The organism is Paraburkholderia sp. Ac-20347, from assembly GCF_017104805.1.
GTDB lineage: Bacteria > Pseudomonadota > Gammaproteobacteria > Burkholderiales > Burkholderiaceae > Paraburkholderia > Paraburkholderia tropica.
The window spans coordinates 1-17,409 of the sequence record NZ_JAAGPN010000174.1; the positions used below are offsets into that span (position 1 = coordinate 1).

Annotated in this window: 12 protein-coding genes; 5 read left to right on the top strand and 7 right to left on the bottom strand. The window is 66.7% G+C overall.

Features of this window, described 5'->3' with window-relative positions:
- From G3N97_RS26540 to G3N97_RS26550, 3 genes are all read left to right on the top strand, one after another.
- A partial coding sequence (locus G3N97_RS26540) for a transcriptional regulator (protein WP_205996015.1) occupies window positions 1-581 on the top strand: 581 nt, incomplete at its 5' end.
- Window positions 582-715: 134 nt separating this feature from the next.
- Window positions 716-2,131: an argininosuccinate lyase gene (gene argH, locus G3N97_RS26545; RefSeq protein WP_065057351.1), complete on the top strand. Its 1,416-nt coding sequence runs from the start codon at window positions 716-718 to the stop codon at window positions 2,129-2,131.
- 283 nt (window positions 2,132-2,414) lie between these two features.
- Window positions 2,415-3,344, top strand: a complete 930-nt coding sequence (locus tag G3N97_RS26550; RefSeq protein WP_205996016.1) for a bestrophin family ion channel — start codon at window positions 2,415-2,417, stop codon at window positions 3,342-3,344.
- Between the two features lie 83 nt (window positions 3,345-3,427).
- On the opposite strand, the gene G3N97_RS26555 is transcribed toward G3N97_RS26550, so the two are convergent.
- From G3N97_RS26555 to apbC, 5 genes are all read right to left on the bottom strand, one after another.
- Window positions 3,428-4,066, bottom strand: a complete 639-nt coding sequence (locus G3N97_RS26555) for a lysozyme inhibitor LprI family protein (RefSeq protein ID WP_241030841.1) — start codon at window positions 4,064-4,066, stop codon at window positions 3,428-3,430.
- An 80-nt stretch (window positions 4,067-4,146) separates the two neighbouring features.
- The gene (locus G3N97_RS26560) at window positions 4,147-6,426 is read right to left on the bottom strand and encodes an arginine/lysine/ornithine decarboxylase (protein ID WP_205996018.1); all 2,280 of its coding nucleotides are present in this window, start codon (window positions 6,424-6,426) and stop codon (window positions 4,147-4,149) included.
- Between the two features lie 88 nt (window positions 6,427-6,514).
- Window positions 6,515-7,084, bottom strand: coding sequence for a dCTP deaminase (gene dcd / locus G3N97_RS26565; protein ID WP_065057348.1), 570 nt, complete (start codon window positions 7,082-7,084; stop codon window positions 6,515-6,517).
- Between the two features lie 344 nt (window positions 7,085-7,428).
- Window positions 7,429-7,965 (bottom strand): superoxide dismutase family protein, encoded by a 537-nt coding sequence (locus tag G3N97_RS26570; RefSeq protein WP_205996019.1) that lies wholly within the window; start codon window positions 7,963-7,965, stop codon window positions 7,429-7,431.
- 182 nt (window positions 7,966-8,147) lie between these two features.
- The gene (gene apbC / locus G3N97_RS26575; RefSeq protein WP_205996020.1) at window positions 8,148-9,236 is read right to left on the bottom strand and encodes an iron-sulfur cluster carrier protein ApbC; all 1,089 of its coding nucleotides are present in this window, start codon (window positions 9,234-9,236) and stop codon (window positions 8,148-8,150) included.
- A gap of 330 nt (window positions 9,237-9,566) precedes the next feature.
- Here apbC and G3N97_RS26580 point away from each other — a divergent pair, with 330 nt between their 5' ends.
- Window positions 9,567-10,220, top strand: coding sequence for an OmpA family protein (locus tag G3N97_RS26580; RefSeq protein ID WP_205996021.1), 654 nt, complete (start codon window positions 9,567-9,569; stop codon window positions 10,218-10,220).
- Window positions 10,221-10,354: 134 nt separating this feature from the next.
- On the opposite strand, the gene G3N97_RS26585 is transcribed toward G3N97_RS26580, so the two are convergent.
- Entirely contained in the window at window positions 10,355-10,609 is a 255-nt protein-coding gene (locus G3N97_RS26585; protein ID WP_205996022.1) for a hypothetical protein, read from the bottom strand.
- A 120-nt stretch (window positions 10,610-10,729) separates the two neighbouring features.
- Between G3N97_RS26585 and metG the strand changes: the two genes are divergently transcribed.
- Window positions 10,730-12,874, top strand: coding sequence for a methionine--tRNA ligase (metG, locus tag G3N97_RS26590; RefSeq protein WP_205996023.1), 2,145 nt, complete (start codon window positions 10,730-10,732; stop codon window positions 12,872-12,874).
- A 104-nt stretch (window positions 12,875-12,978) separates the two neighbouring features.
- Here the strand turns inward: metG and G3N97_RS39640 are convergent.
- The coding region (locus G3N97_RS39640) for a translocation/assembly module TamB domain-containing protein (RefSeq protein ID WP_241030840.1) at window positions 12,979-17,409 on the bottom strand (4,431 nt) is incomplete at its 5' end.

Sequence of the window (17,409 nt, forward strand, 5' to 3'; positions counted from 1 at the left end):
CGGACGCGCTCGCGCGCATCGCCGTGGCGCTGCGGCTCTCGTGCGCCGAACGCGCCTATCTGTTCGAGCTGGCCGCGCAGCGCGATCCCGCCGAGCCCGACACCGCCAGCGCCGCCGACGCGCCCGCCACGCTGCTACAAACCGTCGGCCTGATCGACGCCCCGGCCTACGTGCTCGACCGCCAGTGGACCGCGCTCGCCTGGAACGCGCAGGCCGCGGATCTGTTCACGGGCTGGCTCGACGGCGATCACGACCGCAATCTGCTGCGTTTCACCTTCACGGAGCCGCTCGGGCGCGAGCTGATCGTCGACTGGGAAACGCGCGCGCGTCGTCTGGCCGCCGAATTCCGCGCCGATTCCATCCGCCATCTGAACGACGCGCCCACCCGCACGCTGATCGATTCGCTGATCGCCGCGAGCGACGAATTCGGCCGCTACTGGGGCTCGCAGGACGTGTTCGAGCGCGAGGGCGGACGGCGCGAATTCCATCATCCGCGCCACGGCCGCATCGCTTACGACCAGATCACGTTCAAGCCCGCGCACCGCGAGGATCTCAAGCTGGTGGTGCTGGTGCGCCTCTGAGTGTGCCCCGGACGCGCCGCATCGCCGGTCCGCGCCTGCGCGGATGGTAAAATCCTGAACTTTCCTGCCGCACCCGGCGCCCTGCGAGGCACTCAGCGCGCGGCCCGCTTTCCCATCGCTCACCGCTCATCATCATGACGTCCCAACTGCACAAAAAAGGCGAAGCCTGGTCGGCTCGCTTCTCCGAACCCATGTCGGAGCTGGTCAAGCGCTACACGTCGTCGGTCTTCTTCGACAAGCGACTCGCGCTCGTGGACATCGAGGGCTCGCTCGCGCACGCGTCGATGCTGGCCGCGCAGAAAATCATCTCCGCCGACGACCTCGCCGCCATTCAGGGCGGCATGGCGCAGATCAAGGGCGAGATCGAGCGCGGCGAATTCGAGTGGAAGCTCGATCTCGAAGACGTGCACCTGAACATTGAAGCGCGCCTCACGGCGCTGATCGGCGACGCGGGCAAGCGCCTGCACACGGGCCGTTCGCGTAACGACCAGGTCGCGACCGACATCCGCCTGTGGCTGCGCGGCGAGATCGACCGCATCGGCGGCCTGATCGGCGACCTGCGCGGCGCGCTGCTGGACCTCGCCGAGCAACACGCGGGCACGATCATGCCGGGCTTCACGCACCTGCAGGTCGCGCAGCCGGTCACGTTTGGCCATCACCTGCTCGCCTACGTAGAAATGTTCACGCGCGACGCCGAGCGCATGGTCGACTGCCGCAAGCGCGTGAACCGCCTGCCGCTCGGCGCGGCGGCGCTCGCGGGCACGAGCTATCCGATCGACCGCTTCGCCGTGGCGAAGACGCTGGGCTTCGACGGCATCTGCACGAACTCGCTCGACGCCGTCTCCGACCGCGACTTCGCGATCGAATTCACGGCCGCCGCCGCGCTCGTCATGACGCACGTGTCACGCTTCTCGGAAGAACTGGTGCTGTGGATGAGCCCGCGCGTCGGCTTCATCGACATCGCCGACCGCTTCTGCACCGGCTCATCGATCATGCCGCAGAAGAAGAACCCCGACGTGCCTGAACTGGCGCGCGGCAAGACTGGCCGCGTGAACGGCCATCTGATGGGCCTGCTCACGCTGATGAAGGGCCAGCCGCTCGCGTACAACAAGGACAATCAGGAAGACAAGGAGCCGCTGTTCGATACCGTCGATACGGTCGCGGACACGCTGCGCATCTTCGCGGAAATGGTCGCCGGCATCACGGTCAAGGCCGACGCGATGCGCGCCGCCGCGCTGCAAGGCTTCTCGACGGCCACCGACCTCGCCGACTATCTCGTGAAGAAGGGTCTGCCGTTCCGTGACGCGCACGAAGCCGTGGCGCACGCGGTGCGGATCTGCGTGGATCGCAACTGCGATCTCGCCGACCTGACGCTCGACGAAATGCGCAGCGAACTGCCGGCCGTCGCGCATCTGCTCGCCGAAGACGTGTTCGAAGTGCTGACGCTGGAAGGCTCGGTGTCGTCGCGCAATCACCCGGGCGGCACCGCGCCCGAACAGGTGCGTGCGGCGATTGTCGCGGCACGCGCGGCGCTCGGCGCGGCGAAGTAAGCAGCGAAATACGCGGCGAAGTCAGCACAAAGCAAGCGCAAAGCAAGCGCAGCGGCCCGCCAGGCCATGCACCCGAAACGGGCGCGCGACGGACAACGTCGCGCGCCCGTTTTGTTTTTGCGCGCGGCGTGTAAATTGCGCAGAGACAAACCGCGCGGCTGTACCCGCTTCGAATGGCCCCAGTTGTACGCCTGACGATCGCGCCCCTTGACCTAGAATCGAGATCGTTACTGTTGCGCTTCTATCGCGTTCCGTCGCTTTCCCGCTCCGAGTCTCTGCCCCGATGATCGTCCGCCCTCACCTCAACTGGTTCCGCATGCTGCTCGCGTGGCGCGGTTCCGTCCTGCCGCAACTGCTGCCGCGGCTCTTTATCGTGCTGTGTCTGTCGATTGTCGCCGTCGCCGCGCACGACCACATCCTGCGCGTGACCGTGAACCTCAGCACGGTGCCGTTTTCGCTGATCGGCATCGCGCTCGCCGTATTTCTCGGCTTTCGCAACAACGCGAGCTACGACCGCTACTGGGAAGGCCGCAAGCTCTGGGGGCAACTGCTCAACGATTCGCGCTCGCTCGCGCGCGAGGCGCTCACGCTCGTCACGCCCGGTCAAGGCGAGGACGCCCGCAGCCACGCGCGTCCGTTCGTCGAGATCCTGTGCGCGCTGCCGCATGCGCTGCGCCATCAACTGCGCCACACGGACCCGCGCGCCGACCTCGAAACGCGCCTGCCGCCCGCGCTGCTCGAGCGCGCGATGGCTTCGCAATTCCGTCCCGCCACGCTGCTGCTGTGCGCGTCCGAGTGGATGCGCGGCGAAGCGCGCGCGGGCCGTCTGGACGGCTACGCGGTGCTCGCCTTCGAGCGCAATCTCAACGGACTCTCCGATGTGATCGGCGGCTGCGAGCGCATCGCCTCCACGCCGCTGCCGTTCGCCTACACGGTGATGATCCATCGCACGGTCTACTTCTTCTGCGCGATGCTGCCGTTCGGGCTCGTCGACAGCATCGGCGCGCTCACGCCGATCTTCGCCGTGTTCGTGGCCTACGCGTTCATGGCGCACGAAGCGATCGCCTCGCAGATCGAGGACCCGTTCGGCATCGAAGACAACGACCTCGCCCTCAACGCGATGTCGACGGGCATCGAGTCGGCGCTGCACGATCTGCTCGGCGACCCGACGTGCACGCCGTCCCATCCGCCCGAGCAGTTCATTCTCGACTGACGCGGCCCAAAACCGCGGCCCAAAACAAAACCGGCGTGTATCGCGAAGATACACGCCGGTTTTTTATGGAACGGACGCAACGGTCAGCGGTTGTTCACCGTCTCCGACAAACGCTTCAACGTGGCCAGCCGCGCACCGAGCAGATCGAGTCGCGCGCGCTCGTCGATGAGCGGCGTGGTCGCATCGCGATACGCGCGCCACGCGCTTTGCGCGCGCGACACGGTCAGCCGCGCGTGCTTGGGCATCCGCGCGTAAAGCTGCCGGTAATAGCGATTAAGGTCATAGCTCACGTGCTCGCAGCGCGCATCGGCGCTACAGGCGCGCGAGCGCGGCGCCTTGCCGTCCCAGTTCGCGGCTTCGCTGCGTAGCGCAAGCGCGCGATCGCGCACCGGCTGCAAGCGCATGTCGGCCTCGTAGAGCTGATACGTGCTGCCGCTCGTGGTCGCGAACGCGGCGCCGAGCATGGTGTCCTCGGCATCGCGCCACGCCACCCACTTCTGCTGGCTCAGCTTCCAGCGTTTCTGGTCCGCCGGTTTGAGCTTCGCGTTCAGTTGCACCAGCGCGGATTCCGTGGCGGCGCGCCATGCGCCGCGCGCCTCTTCCATGCACTGGATCTGACCCGCCGTCGTCGAGCGGTCGGCGCGCGCGAGACACGCGCGCATCGCCGTATCGATCGGATCGGCGGCCGCCACTTCGGCGCGCGCGGGCGCGGCGGCGAACATCGTCGCCGCCAGCGCCAGCGACGCCGTCAGTGCCCGCAGGGTTCGCGAAGTTCGCGCCGTCATGCCGCCCGCCTCCGCGCTCAGCCGCGCACGCAATCCACGAAATACTCGATGCGGCCGTTGATGGTCTCGCCCACGAGTCCGTGGATGTCGGTGTGGAAACCCGGGAAGCGCTCGTTGAATTCGCGCGCGAACTTGAGGTAGTTCACGATCGTCTTGTTGAAGCGCTCGCCCGGAATCAGCAGCGGAATGCCCGGCGGATACGGCGTGAGCAGGATCGACGTCACGCGGCCTTCGAGTTCGTCGACCGGCACGCGATCGATCTCGCGGTGCGCGAGCTTCGCGAACGCGTCGGACGGCTTCATCGCCGGCTCCATCGTCGACAGATACATCTCGGTCGTCAGACGCGCGATGTCGTTGGCGCGGTAGACGCTGTGGATCTGCTGGCACAGATCGCGCAGGCCCACGCGCTCGTACATCGGATGCTGCGCCACGAACTCGGGCAGCACGCGCCAGAGCGGCTGGTTGTTGTCGTAGTCGTCCTTGAACTGCTGCAGTTCGGTGACCATCGAGTTCCAGCGGCCCTTCGTGATGCCGATCGTGAACATGATGAAGAACGAGTACAGACCGGTCTTCTCGACGATGATGCCGTGCTCGGCCAGGTACTTCGTGACGATCGCCGCCGGAATGCCGGTATCGCCGAATTCGCCGTCCACGTCCAGACCCGGCGTGACGATGGTCGCCTTGATCGGGTCCAGCATGTTGAAGCCTTCCGCCAGCGCGCCGAAGCCGTGCCAGTGGTCGTTCGGACGCAGGATCCAGTCGTCGCGCGAGCCGATGCCTTCCTCGGCCAGATCGTCCGGACCCCAGACCTGGAAGAACCAGTCGTCGCCGTATTCGGCGTCCACCTTGCGCATCGCGCGGCGGAAGTCGAGCGCCTCGGCGATCGACTCTTCGACCAGCGCCGGACCGCCCGGCGCTTCCATCATGGCCGCGGCCACGTCGCACGACGCGATGATCGCGTACTGCGGCGAGGTCGACGTGTGCATCAGATACGCCTCGTTGAAACGATGGCGGTCGAACGCGCTGTCTTCCGAATCCTGCACGACGATCTGCGAAGCCTGCGAGATGCCGGCCAGCAGCTTGTGCGTCGAGTGCGTCGCGAACACGAGCGCCTTGGTGCGCGGACGGCCCGCGCCGATCGCGTGCATGTCCTGGTAGAACTCGTGGAACTCGGCGTGCGGCAGCCACGCTTCGTCGAAGTGCAGCGTGTCGAGCATGTCGCCGAGCAGATCCTTGATCATTTCGACGTTGTAGACCACGCCGTCGTACGTGCTCTGCGTGATCGTGAGAATGCGCGGCTTGACGTTCGGGTTCTTCGCCAGCGCTTCACGCGCGAACGGATTCGCCTCGATCTTCTTGCGGATGTTTTCCGGCTTGAACTCGTCGCGCGGAATCGGGCCGATGATGCCGAAGTTGTTGCGCGTCGGCGTGAGGAACACGGGGATCGCGCCCGTCATCGTGATCGCGTGCAGGATCGACTTGTGGCAGTTGCGGTCGACCAGCACGATGTCGCCCGGCGCCACGGTGGCGTGCCAGACGATCTTGTTCGAGGTGGACGTGCCGTTGGTCACGAAGAACACGTGGTCCGCGCTGAAAATGCGCGCCGCGTTGCGCTCCGACGCCGCGACCGGGCCGGTGTGATCGAGCAGCTGGCCGAGTTCTTCCACGGCATTGCACACATCCGCGCGCAGCATGTTCTCGCCGAAGAACTGGTGGAACATCTGGCCGAGCGGGTTCTTCAGGAACGCCACGCCGCCCGAGTGACCCGGGCAGTGCCACGAGTACGAGCCTTCGTCGGCGTACTTGACGAGTTCCTTGAAGAACGGCGGCGAGAGCGCATCCAGATACACCTTCGCTTCGCGAATGACGTGGCGCGCCACGAACTCCGGCGTGTCCTCGAACATGTGGATGAAGCCGTGCAGCTCGCGCAGGATGTCGTTGGGCAGATGGCGCGAGGTGCGCGTCTCGCCGTACAGGAAGATGGGGATGTCGGCGTTGCGCTTGCGCACCGCTTCCATGAACGCGCGCAGCGCGACGATCGCGGGCGCGTGCTCGGGCGCTTCGCCGTCGCTGCCTTCCACGTAGGGCAGCAGTTCGTCGTCGTCGATCGAGAGGATGAAACAGGCCGCGCGGCTCGATTGCTGCGCGAACGACGTAAGGTCGCCGTAGCTCGTCAGCCCGAGGACTTCCGCGCCCTCTTTCTCGATGGCTTCGGCGAGTGCCCGGATGCCGGAACCCGAGATGTTCTCGGAGCGAAAGTCTTCGTCGATGATGACGACGGGAAAGCGAAACTTCATGGGCGAATCTCCAAAAGAAACGACCGCTGCTTTAAACGCGCAGCGGTCCCCGTATGTCGTTGAAGCCGGAGTGGGTTTGCGCTCAAACTCAGGTCTTCGGCAGCGTGACGCCGTGCTGGCCTTGATACTTGCCGCCGCGGTCGGCGTACGACACTTCGCAGATCTCGTCGCTCTCGAAGAAGAGCACTTGAGCCACGCCTTCGTTCGCGTAGATTTTCGCAGGCAAAGGTGTCGTATTCGAGAATTCGAGCGTCACGTAGCCTTCCCACTCGGGTTCGAACGGCGTGACGTTCACGATGATGCCGCAACGCGCATAGGTCGATTTGCCGAGGCAGACCGTCAGGACGTTGCGCGGAATGCGGAAATACTCGACCGTGCGCGCCAGCGCGAACGAATTCGGCGGGATGATGCAGACGTCGCCCTTGAAGTCCACGAACGACTTCTCGTCGAAGTTCTTCGGATCGACGATAGTCGAATTGATGTTCGTGAAGATCTTGAATTCGTCGGCGCAGCGGATGTCGTAGCCGTAGCTCGAGGTGCCGTAGCTCACGATCTTGCGGCCGTCTTCCGACGTGCGGACCTGGTCGCGCACGAACGGCTCGATCATGTTCTGCTCTTCGGCCATGCGCCGGATCCACTTGTCGGATTTGATTGCCATGTTTCGCTACGGTCCAGAAAAAACGGGGATGTAACCCCGGGTCGCGACCCGGGAGAAAGCCGCGCGAACGGGCCGACGGGCGGGCCGCTCGCGAAAGGCGACTATTTTACGCGATGTGAACCGGCGTGCCGGAAAGTGCGCCGCGAGGTGCAATCCGCGGACGCCGCAGGCTTTGCCGCGGCGCATCATGCGCGCTCGGGCGCTGCAATGCAAGCGTTGTTTGCGAGGAGCGCTTCGGGCGGGCGGGAATCAACCGCAAATCGTGCCAATCCGCAGCCTGGCGGGGACTTCGGGCCGGGCGGCCTAGGGCGGCTTGCGGCCGGCTTGGGGCGGTTCGCGTCGGCTTACTGCGCCTTGATGACGCCGCACGCGATCGCCGCGCCGGTGCCGCGTTGCGGATACGCATACGGGTCGATGGCGTCGTGATGCACGATCACCGCGCGCTGGAGCACCGAGCGCACGCCGTCGAGCGAGACATCCGGCGCGACGATGAAGCCGATGGCCACGCCGTTCGAATCCGCATGAATATTGCCGAGGTCGCCCTCCACGCGCGCGCCGGCCTTGAGCCGGTCGGCCGCGGGCGCGAACACGGCGCCCGCGCTGGACGCGTCGGCGGCGTTGCAGTCGCCGCGCTCGTGCACCTGCAGTGCATGGTCGCTGTCCGGTTGCAGGCCGGCGAGGTTGTAGCTCACCTGCACGCCGTCCGAACGCTCGACGAAGGACACGGTCCCGCGCACCTGGCTGCCGACCGTGGGCAGCACCTGCGCGCCTGCGCGCTTGTCCTGCTGCCCCATGAAGCTCGTGCAGCCGCCCAGCAGCCCACACGCAACCACGGCCAGCACGACTGCGACTACCGCGTTCCTGTCGTTCCGTTTAACCATGCGATCCTCTTGCCGTCTCGCGGCCGCCCCTGCGGCCGTCGATCCGGACCCATGAAGCCCACATGATACCGCGCGCACGCGCTCTCGCGGGCCTTCCATGAGCACTGCGGCGAGCACGTTGCGTGCCGCCGCAGGCCTTGCTCAGCAAGCGATGCGAAGAATCGCGCGGAAGCTGCCGTCGATCAGGTGTTCTGCACGACGATGGTCGGGAATTTCGAGGTCATGTCGCGGGCGCGTTCGGCGATCTGAATGGCCACGCGGCGCGCGATCGCCTTATAGGTCGACGCGACCTGCCCGGCCGGATCGGCGACCACGGTCGGCTGGCCCGAATCGGCCTGCTCGCGGATCGAAATATCGAGCGGCAGGCTGCCCAGCACCTCGACGCCGTACTCCTTCGCCATGCGCTCGCCGCCGCCCGCGCCGAAAATATGCTCGGCGTGACCGCAGTTCGAACAGACGTGCACGGCCATGTTCTCGACGATGCCGAGAATGGGAATGCCCACTTTCTCGAACATCTTGAGGCCCTTCTTGGCGTCGAGCAGCGCGATGTCCTGCGGCGTCGTCACGATCACGGCGCCCGTGACCGGCACGCGCTGCGAGAGCGTGAGCTGGATGTCGCCCGTGCCCGGCGGCATGTCGACCACCAGATAGTCGAGTTCGCGCCAGTTGGTCTGCCGCAGCAGTTGTTCGAGCGCCGACGTGGCCATCGGCCCGCGCCAGACCATCGGATTGTCCTGATCGACGAGGAAGCCGATCGAATTGGCCTGGACGCCGTGGCCTTCGAGCGGATTCATCGACTGGCCGTCCGGCGACTCGGGGCGGCCTTCGATGCCGAGCATCATCGGCAGCGACGGGCCGTAGATATCCGCGTCGAGCACGCCGACCGACGCGCCCTCGGCTGCCAGCGCGAGCGCGAGGTTCACGGCGGTCGTGCTCTTGCCGACGCCGCCCTTGCCCGACGCCACGGCCACGATGTTCTTCACGTTCGGCAGCAGCTTCACGCCGCGCTGCACCGTATGCGCGGCCACTTCGTGACGCACGCTCACGCGGCTCGATGCGACGCCCGGCACGGCGGCCAGCGCGGCTTCGACCTGCGCGCGCACCGCGTCGTACTGACTCTTCGCCGGGTAGCCGAGCACGATCTCGACGCCCACCGTGTCGCCTTCGATCGTGACGTTGCGCACGCCTTTGGCGACCGTGTACGGCTTGCCCGTATTGGGGTCCGTGAGGGCCGCGAGCGCGGCGTCGACCAAAGCCCGATCTATGCTCATTGAAACTCCGTGGGGAATGCCCCGGCGCAGGCGGCATCAGGCCGCGCAGGCGCCGGAAATCGAAAGAAATTGTTAAGCTGGATTGCGCAAATGTCTGCGACAAGGCACGCTTCGCGGCAACGGTTATCCTGAACCGCGCGCACGTTTGTCAAGCGGCCGCTGAGCAGCGGGTGTACCGCATGCATCAGATGCGACAACGGCGCAAGCCAGCCCTCAAGCCGTCATTGTAGTAGCTGCCGCGGCGCGTCGTTTGAAGACCCTGACTGCAATCGGGGCCCGCAGCAAGCGCACGCAGCCGTCACGTTCCACTCCAGAGAGGAAGGATTGAAAATGAACACAAGAATCTTGACCCGCCTGTCCGTCTTCGCCATCGCCGGCGCGCTCGTCGCCGGCTGCGCAACCCAGCAGGGCAACGACACCGCGATCGGCACCGGCGTCGGCGCCGGCACGGGCGCCGCCATCGGCGCGATCTTCGGCGGCGGCAAGGGCGCGGCAATCGGCGCGGGCGCGGGTGCGCTGGTCGGCGGCGTCACCGGCTACAACTGGCAGAACATCAAGAACAAGCTCTCGGGCGCGACCAAGGGCACGGGCACGCAGATCACCGAGCAGCCGGACGGCTCGCTCAAGCTCAACATCCCGAGCAACGTGACGTTCGACACGAACAGCTACGCCATCAAGCCGACGTTCGCGCCGGTGCTCGACCAAGTTGCGCAGACGCTGCAGCAGAACCCGGAAGTGGTCGCGCAGGTCGTCGGCCATACGGATAACACCGGCCAGCCGGCGTACAACCAGACGCTGTCGGTCAACCGTGCGCAGAGCGTCGTGAACTACCTCGCCTCGCGCGGTATCCAGATGCAGCGCATGGCGGCCGAAGGCCGTGGCGACACGCAACCGATCGCCGACAACAGCACCGAAGCCGGTCGCGCCGCGAACCGCCGCGTGGAAATCTATCTGCGCGCAACGGCGCAGCATCAGGGCGGCTAAGTTCGCGCGGCGCATGGCGCGTCACAGCTAAGCGCCACAAATAAGCGACACACCAACGGGACAGCGGCTTCGCTGTCCCGTTTTTATTTCCGCAGATGAACGCCGATCATGCCGACGCCCCGCCAGCCGGGCGCTCAGCCCATCGCGCGGCGAAGCCCGTCGGGAAAGTTAAAAAAATTTCGAACTCTCATTGAAAGGTGCTGTCTGTCTTTACGGTACGTGTGCGGCGACGCCGCCGCGTCACCATTCTCCTCTTGTCGTTGTTGCTCCGGGGCCATCCTGCCCCGGTTTTTTTTGCCCATCGATTTCGTCATGCCGATGCTTCGCGCATCGGTGCACGGACTGCCGCGCACGCCGTTGCGCGCCGTCTGCCCAAATGCGCGCGCCACGCTTGAGCGCCGGGCCGCCTGAGCCCGCCTTCGGCCGCGTCGTCCGCCAGCCGACCGCGCGGACCGGCCGCCCTGCTAAAATCGCCCTTTCCCCCCGCAACATCGGACTTCCATCCACTTATGTCAGCACCCTCTACCGACCTCGCCGCCGGCGCGCCTGCCGTCCAGGGACGCCGCCAGATTCTCGTCACGTCTGCTCTGCCTTACGCCAACGGCCAGATCCATATCGGCCACCTGGTCGAGTACATCCAGACGGACATCTGGGTTCGCGCGCTGCGAATGCACGGCCACGAGGTCTATTACGTCGGTGCCGACGACACGCACGGCACGCCCGTCATGCTGCGCGCCGAGAAGGAAGGCCTCACGCCGCAGCAGCTGATCGCGCGCGTCTGGCAGGAACACAAGCGCGATTTCGACAGCTTCGGCGTGTCGTTCGACAACTATTACTCGACCGATTCGGATGAGAACCGCGTGCTGTCGGAGTCCGTCTATCTGGCGCTCAAGGAAGCCGGTTTCATCGAAACGCGCGACATCGAGCAGGCCTACGACCCGGTCAAGAACATGTTTCTGCCGGACCGCTTCATCAAGGGCGAGTGCCCGAAGTGCGGCGCGAAGGATCAGTACGGCGACAGCTGCGAAGTCTGCGGCTCGACCTACGCACCGACCGATCTGAAGAATCCGTACTCGGTCGTGTCGGGCGCCACGCCGATCCGCAAGACCTCGACGCACTACTTCTTCCGTCTTTCCGACGCGCGCTGCGAAGAATTCCTGCGCGGCTGGGTGGCGGGACTTGCGCAGCCGGAAGCGACCAACAAGATGCGCGAATGGCTCGGCGATGCGGGCGAATCCAAGCTCGCCGACTGGGACATCTCGCGCGACGCGCCGTACTTCGGCTTCGAGATTCCGGGCGCGCCGGGCAAGTACTTCTACGTGTGGCTCGACGCGCCGGTCGGCTACTACGCGAGCTTCAAGAACCTGTGCGAACAGCGCGGGCTCGACTTCGACGCGTGGGTCAAGCCCGGCACGAAAACCGAGCAGTACCACTTCATCGGCAAGGACATCCTGTATTTCCACACGCTGTTCTGGCCGGCGATGCTGGAGTTCTCGGGCCATCGCACGCCCACGAACGTGTTCGCGCACGGCTTCCTGACGGTGGACGGCGCGAAGATGTCGAAGTCGCGCGGCACCTTCATCACCGCGGAAAGCTACGTCACGACGGGCCTGAACCCCGAGTGGCTGCGCTACTACTTCGCGGCGAAGCTCAACAGCACGATGGAAGATCTCGACCTGAACCTCGAGGACTTCCAGGCGCGCGTGAACAGCGACCTCGTCGGCAAGTACATCAACATCGCGAGCCGCGCGGCGGGCTTCCTGATCAAGCGTTTCGACGGCCGCGTGCAGGACAGCGCGATGCATCATCCGCTGCTGCAGCAACTGCGCGCCGCGATTCCGCAGATCGCCGCGAACTACGAGGCGCGCGAGTACAACCGCGCGCTGCGTCAGACGATGGAACTCGCCGACGCCGTGAACGGTTACGTCGACACGGCCAAGCCGTGGGAACAGGCGAAGGATCCGGCCAACGCGGTCGCGCTGCATGAAACCTGCAGCGTGAGCCTCGAAGCGTTCCGCCTGCTGTCGCTCGCGCTCAAGCCGGTGCTGCCGCAACTCGCGCAAGGCGTCGAGGAATTCCTCTCGATCGCGCCGCTCACGTGGGCCGACGCGAACACCGCGCTGTCCTCGCAGCAGCCGATCAACGCGTACAAGCATCTGATGACGCGCGTCGATCCGAAGCAGGTCGAAGCGCTGCTGGCCGCGAACCGCGACTCGCTGCAGGCGACCGACGCCGCGCCCGCTGCTGCCGCCGATGCGAACAAGAAGTCGAAGGCCGCAAAGGAAGCGAAGAAGGCCGAGCCGGAAACGCCGGAAACCATTTCCATCGACGACTTCGCGAAGATCGATCTGCGCATTGCGCTGATCGTCGACTGCAACATCGTCGAAGGCTCGGACAAGCTGCTGCAACTCACGCTCGACGTCGGCGAAGAGAAGACGCGCAACGTGTTCTCGGGTATCCGTTCGGCCTACAAGCCGGAAGACCTCAAGGGCAAGCTGACGGTGATGGTCGCGAACCTCGCGCCGCGCAAGATGAAGTTCGGCATGTCCGAAGGCATGGTGCTCGCGGCGTCCGCGAAGGACGAGAAGTCCGAACCGGGTCTTTACATCCTCGAACCGCACAGCGGCGCGAAGCCCGGCATGCGCGTGCGCTAACCCGGTTCGCGCATCGTTCGCGCAGCCATGAAAAAGCACACCCGAGGGTGTGCTTTTTTTTCGCCTGACGAGCGGATCGGCCCGCGCTGCGTCGCGCAGCCCGGCTACCAGCGAATGCGGTCGAAGCGACGCGTGTAGTTGATGTCGGCGCCATTGAAGGTGCCGCCGTACACGGACACCGACCAGTAACGCGAGAAGTTGATGGTCGCCTTGATCGCGTTCGCGGCCGACTGCAGACCCTGCTCGTAGCCGATCACGAGCCGCTCGTTGATCGCCTTCGACAGCATCACCACCTGCGGGTCGGTCAGGCCCACGTCCGAGCGGCCGATCGAGAACTCGTCGAGCCCGATGCTCTGTGCGATGCGCTTGCCCTGCGCGCTGCCGAGCAGCGCCAGCGCCGTGGTCATCGCGCTCTGCTGGCCGAGGTTGTTGCCCTGGTCGGTGCCGTGACCGAACAGCAGCCAGGAGAGCTTTTCGTTGTCGGTCACGTTCGGCTCGGACACCAGCTTCGCGACCGGCGCCTGCACCGTGCCGGTGACCGACACGCCCGCCTCCACCTGCTGGTTGCGCCGCATCGCCAGAATGTTGATGCCCGGATTCGCCACCGGCCCGTTGAACGTGAAAAAGCCGTTCTCGATATTGAGCTTGCGGCCGAACGCCGTATAGCTGCTGCCCTCGGTCACGCGCACGTTGCCCACGGCGCGCAGCGGCACGCCCGGCGCGCTCATCGCCGTGATGGTGCCCGCGAGGCCGAGATCCGCGCCCTGCCCGCGGAAGCGGAAGTTGCGGCCGAGATCGATGTCGATGTTCGCGCGCGGCGCAAAACGCGGCGCGGGTTTCGTCGAGGCGGTTTCGTCGAGCGGCGGCGGCCCGCCGCGCGTGGTGCCGTCGGGACGCACGAGCACGACGTCGTCGCCGAGCGAAGGCGCCGCCGACTCCGGCAGATCGAACAGCGCGTGATCGACGGTGAATTTACCGTCGATCTGCATGCCGCCCAGATGCCCGCCGTTGGCGACGCTCGCGCTGCCCGAGAGCGACAGGCGGCGGTCGGGCGCGGCGAACAGTTCGAGCTTGTCGGCGACGATGTTCGCGGTGAGATCGGGGTCTTCGTTGTCGAGACGCACGCGGCCCGTCGCGCGCAGCGTGCCGCTCGCGCCGTGGAACTCGACCTGCTGGAAGTCGACCAGATTGTGCGACAGCGCGATATGAATCACGCCGTCCTTCAGTTGCACGCCCTGATCGACCACCGTCGCGGACAGCCCGTCGCCCATCAGCGAACCGGTCAGGTCGGGCTTCGCGACCGTGCCGCCCAGCGCGAGTTGCAGCGCGAGGTGGCCGTCGAGCAGATAGCTCGGACCGAGCAGGCCGCCCGTGGTCTTGAGCGACGGCACGTTCGCCTTGATCGTGCCGCCGAGCGGCGCTTCGTCCACGACTGTGAGCACGCCGTCGCGCGGCGCGAGCGTGGTGTTCGCATCGACGTCGATCACACCCACGCGGCTCGCCTGCGCGTGCGCCGTGAGCGTCAGCCGGTTGCCGCCGCTGAAGGCCGCGCGCGCGTTGATGTCGCCGAGACCGAGCGAGGCGAGGCCGCGACCGATTTCCACCGTGACGTCGCCGCTACGGCGTTTGAGCTGCACGTAGCCCGTCGCCGTCGGCCCGATCGAGAAGTCCCAGTCGCCGTCGAACACGAGGTCGGTCTTGAGCGTCGACGGCTCGCCCGTGAACTGCTGGCGCAGCGCCATCAGGCGCGCCACCGAGACGTTGGTGAGCGAGCCCGCCGAGCGGATCCTGCCGTGATCGAGATCGAAACCCTTGAGGTCGAGCGACGCGCCCTCGGCGACGATGCGCGTCGCGCCCAGCGTCACCTTGCCCGCGCCCGCGCTCACCGTGAGCGGCGACTGCATCGTGATGTCCGGCACGCCGCGATTCTGCAACTGCGTGACGGTGCCGTCCCAGCGCGAGCCTTCGCGCGTGTCGGTGAGCTTGCCGTTGGCGGCCACCGACAGGTCGATCGGCTGGCCTTGCAGCTTGCCCTTCGCGCTGGCCGTGAGCGTGTGATGCGCGCGCGTGCCCGAGAGCCGCGCGGTGAGGCTGGCGATATCGACACCCGCCACGGCGATGTTGCTCGCGTCCGTGTTGAAGGCGAGCGCGCCGTTCGCGCCATCGCGCGCCTCGGCATGGCCTTGCGCGTGGCCGATGCGGTTGTCGCCGAACACGACGCTGTCGAGCTTGTAGTCGAGCGCGACATCGGGATGCGCGAAGGTGCCGGTCAGATCGCCGTTCGCCGCCACCTGGCCCGCGACGCCGAAACCGAGCCGGTCGAGTTGCGGCGCGTCGACCTTGAAACGCAGACGGTCGCCGCGCGCGCCGAAGCTGCCTTGCAGATCGACGGTATTGCCCGCCACGGACAGATTCGCGTGGCTCGGCAGGATGCGCGTGCCCGCGAGCTGGATCAGGCCCGCGCCCGTGAGCGGCAGGTCGTCGTAGACGCTCGGCCCGAGCTTGAACTCGGCCTTGGTCGTGAGCGTGGGCGCGAGCATGCCGGTGGCCGTCAACGTGCCGTTCACGCGCGCCTCGATACGGCGGTTGGCGGGGCGCGGCGGGGTTTTGGGCTTCTGCGCGGGGCTCTTCACGTCGCTCGACGCGTTGTTCGCGGCGCGCGCTGCGCCGGATTGCACGGTCTCTTTGTCGTTCTCGACGCGCTTTTGCGCCTGCGCCTGCTCGCCGCCGATCTGCGCGGGATTCAACGCCGGATTCAGCGACGGATTGAGCGCGAGATTGCGCTTGGGATTCAGCGCATCGCCGGACGTGGCCGCTTGCGTCGCGTCGCGCGGCGCGCTCTTTGTGGGCTTCGTGGGCTTCGGCGCGGTTTTCGTCGACCTCTCCGCCGTCGCCGCCTTCGCGGGCGGCACGAGCGACAGCGGATCGAAGTTCGTGAGCGCCGCCTTCAGCGTGTAGCTGGAATTCGCGTCGTGCTTGAGCGCGCCCGACAGGTCGATGTGACCCGCGCCCGAAGTCAGCCGCACGTCGTTGAACGAGAGCCGCGCCGGGTCCTGCGTGATCTTGCCTTGCAGACGCAGCGCGGCCTTCGGATCGGCGAGATCGAGCGTGACACTCTGCGTATCGCCGTTCAGACGCACGCCGATCGGGCCCGCCAGCTGCGTCGGCAGCACGCTCGCCTCGATCGCGTTGAGGTCGAGGCCCGCGACCTTGAGGTCGAAGCGCCCATTGCCGCCCGCCAGCGCGCCGCCGCCCGTGATCGTCGCGTTCTTGACGAGCCGCACGTTCAGATTCGAGAGACGCTGCGCCTTCGCGTCGAGCACGACGTCGGTGTGCGCGTCGATCAGCGGCAGCAGTTGCTGGTCGATGGCGCCCGGCTTCGCGTTGACGATGGAGACGCTGCCCGCGACCGTGAAACCGGCCGCGTCGCTGTGCGCCACGACGGCGGACGCGGCGACCGGCGCCGACGCCATCGCTACGGCAGACGCCGCCGAAGCGACCACTGCACCGGACGCCGCCGAAGCCACGGAAGCCGAAGCCATCGCCGGCACCGAAGCCGCGGACGCCACCGAAGCCGAAGCCGCCCGCACCGCCGACGCCACCGCCTGCGGACTCGCCGCCGCCCCGCCCTGCGCCGTCTGCACCGGCTGCAGTTGTGCGCGCAGCGCGAGGTCGGCGAACGGCGCGCCGGGCGCAAAAGCTTGCGGATTGACGTGATCGAAGGCCAGCGTGGCGCGCTGCAACGGCACGGCGGCGAACGGCGTCGCTTCCACGTGCGCGTGGCCCGTGAGCTTCATCCCGGTCGCCTCGATCTCCGCCGTGAGCGCCTCGAGCGAGCCGCCGAGGCTCGCGTTCACCTGCACGTCCTCGCCGTTGACCTTGCCCGCGTAGCCCGCGTCGCCCGAGAGCGCGAACGGTTTGACGCCGTCAAGTTTCGCGCTGGCGCTCACCGCGCCGAACGGCGTATCGAGCCGCTCGACGGCGGCTTCGTGATGGCGTCCGTCGCTGCGGCCATGAAACTGGAAGCGCGAAAATTCGGTCGCCGACGTGCCCTGATGCAGCGTGAGTTTGTCCACCTGCACGTCGCGGATGTCGATGGCGAGCGGCAAACGCAGATCGTCGGGCAGCGACATCGGCCCGGACGACGGCTCGTTCGACGGCACGATGCGCAGATCGACATCGCCCACGTGCAGATAGTCGATGACGAAGCGCCACGGCTTGCCGTGCGGCATCTCCAGCACCCACTGGCCGCCGAGGCGATCGACGCTCGCCGTGGTGCCATCGCTGCCGCGCCAGGCGACGTTGGAGAAGCGCACGCCGCTCGCGAGCGTGCCGCCTTCGAGCGTGCCCGACAGCTTGCCGTCGAGGATCTTCACGGCCGCGCGCCACGCGTAAGCGGTGCCGCGCTCGGTCGTCAGCACGCCATACAGCAGGCCCGCAACGAGCGCGACCAGCAGCACCGGCACGGCGATCGCCCAGGCCAGCGCTTTCCAGAGCCGTCGCGGACGGCGCGACGGCGGGGGCGCGTCGCCACG

Bases quoted from the DNA above. Each gene is read 5' to 3' on its own strand.
- argH (WP_065057351.1), top strand. From the start codon at position 716: ATGACGTCCCAACTGCACAAAAAAGGCGAAGCCTGGTCGGCTCGCTTC.
- G3N97_RS26550 (WP_205996016.1), top strand. From the start codon at position 2,415: ATGATCGTCCGCCCTCACCTCAACTGGTTCCGCATGCTGCTCGCGTGG.
- G3N97_RS26555 (WP_241030841.1), bottom strand. From the start codon at position 4,066: ATGTTCGCCGCCGCGCCCGCGCGCGCCGAAGTGGCGGCCGCCGATCCG.
- G3N97_RS26560 (WP_205996018.1), bottom strand. From the start codon at position 6,426: ATGAAGTTTCGCTTTCCCGTCGTCATCATCGACGAAGACTTTCGCTCC.
- dcd (WP_065057348.1), bottom strand. From the start codon at position 7,084: ATGGCAATCAAATCCGACAAGTGGATCCGGCGCATGGCCGAAGAGCAG.
- G3N97_RS26570 (WP_205996019.1), bottom strand. From the start codon at position 7,965: ATGGTTAAACGGAACGACAGGAACGCGGTAGTCGCAGTCGTGCTGGCC.
- apbC (WP_205996020.1), bottom strand. From the start codon at position 9,236: ATGAGCATAGATCGGGCTTTGGTCGACGCCGCGCTCGCGGCCCTCACG.
- G3N97_RS26580 (WP_205996021.1), top strand. From the start codon at position 9,567: ATGAACACAAGAATCTTGACCCGCCTGTCCGTCTTCGCCATCGCCGGC.
- metG (WP_205996023.1), top strand. From the start codon at position 10,730: ATGTCAGCACCCTCTACCGACCTCGCCGCCGGCGCGCCTGCCGTCCAG.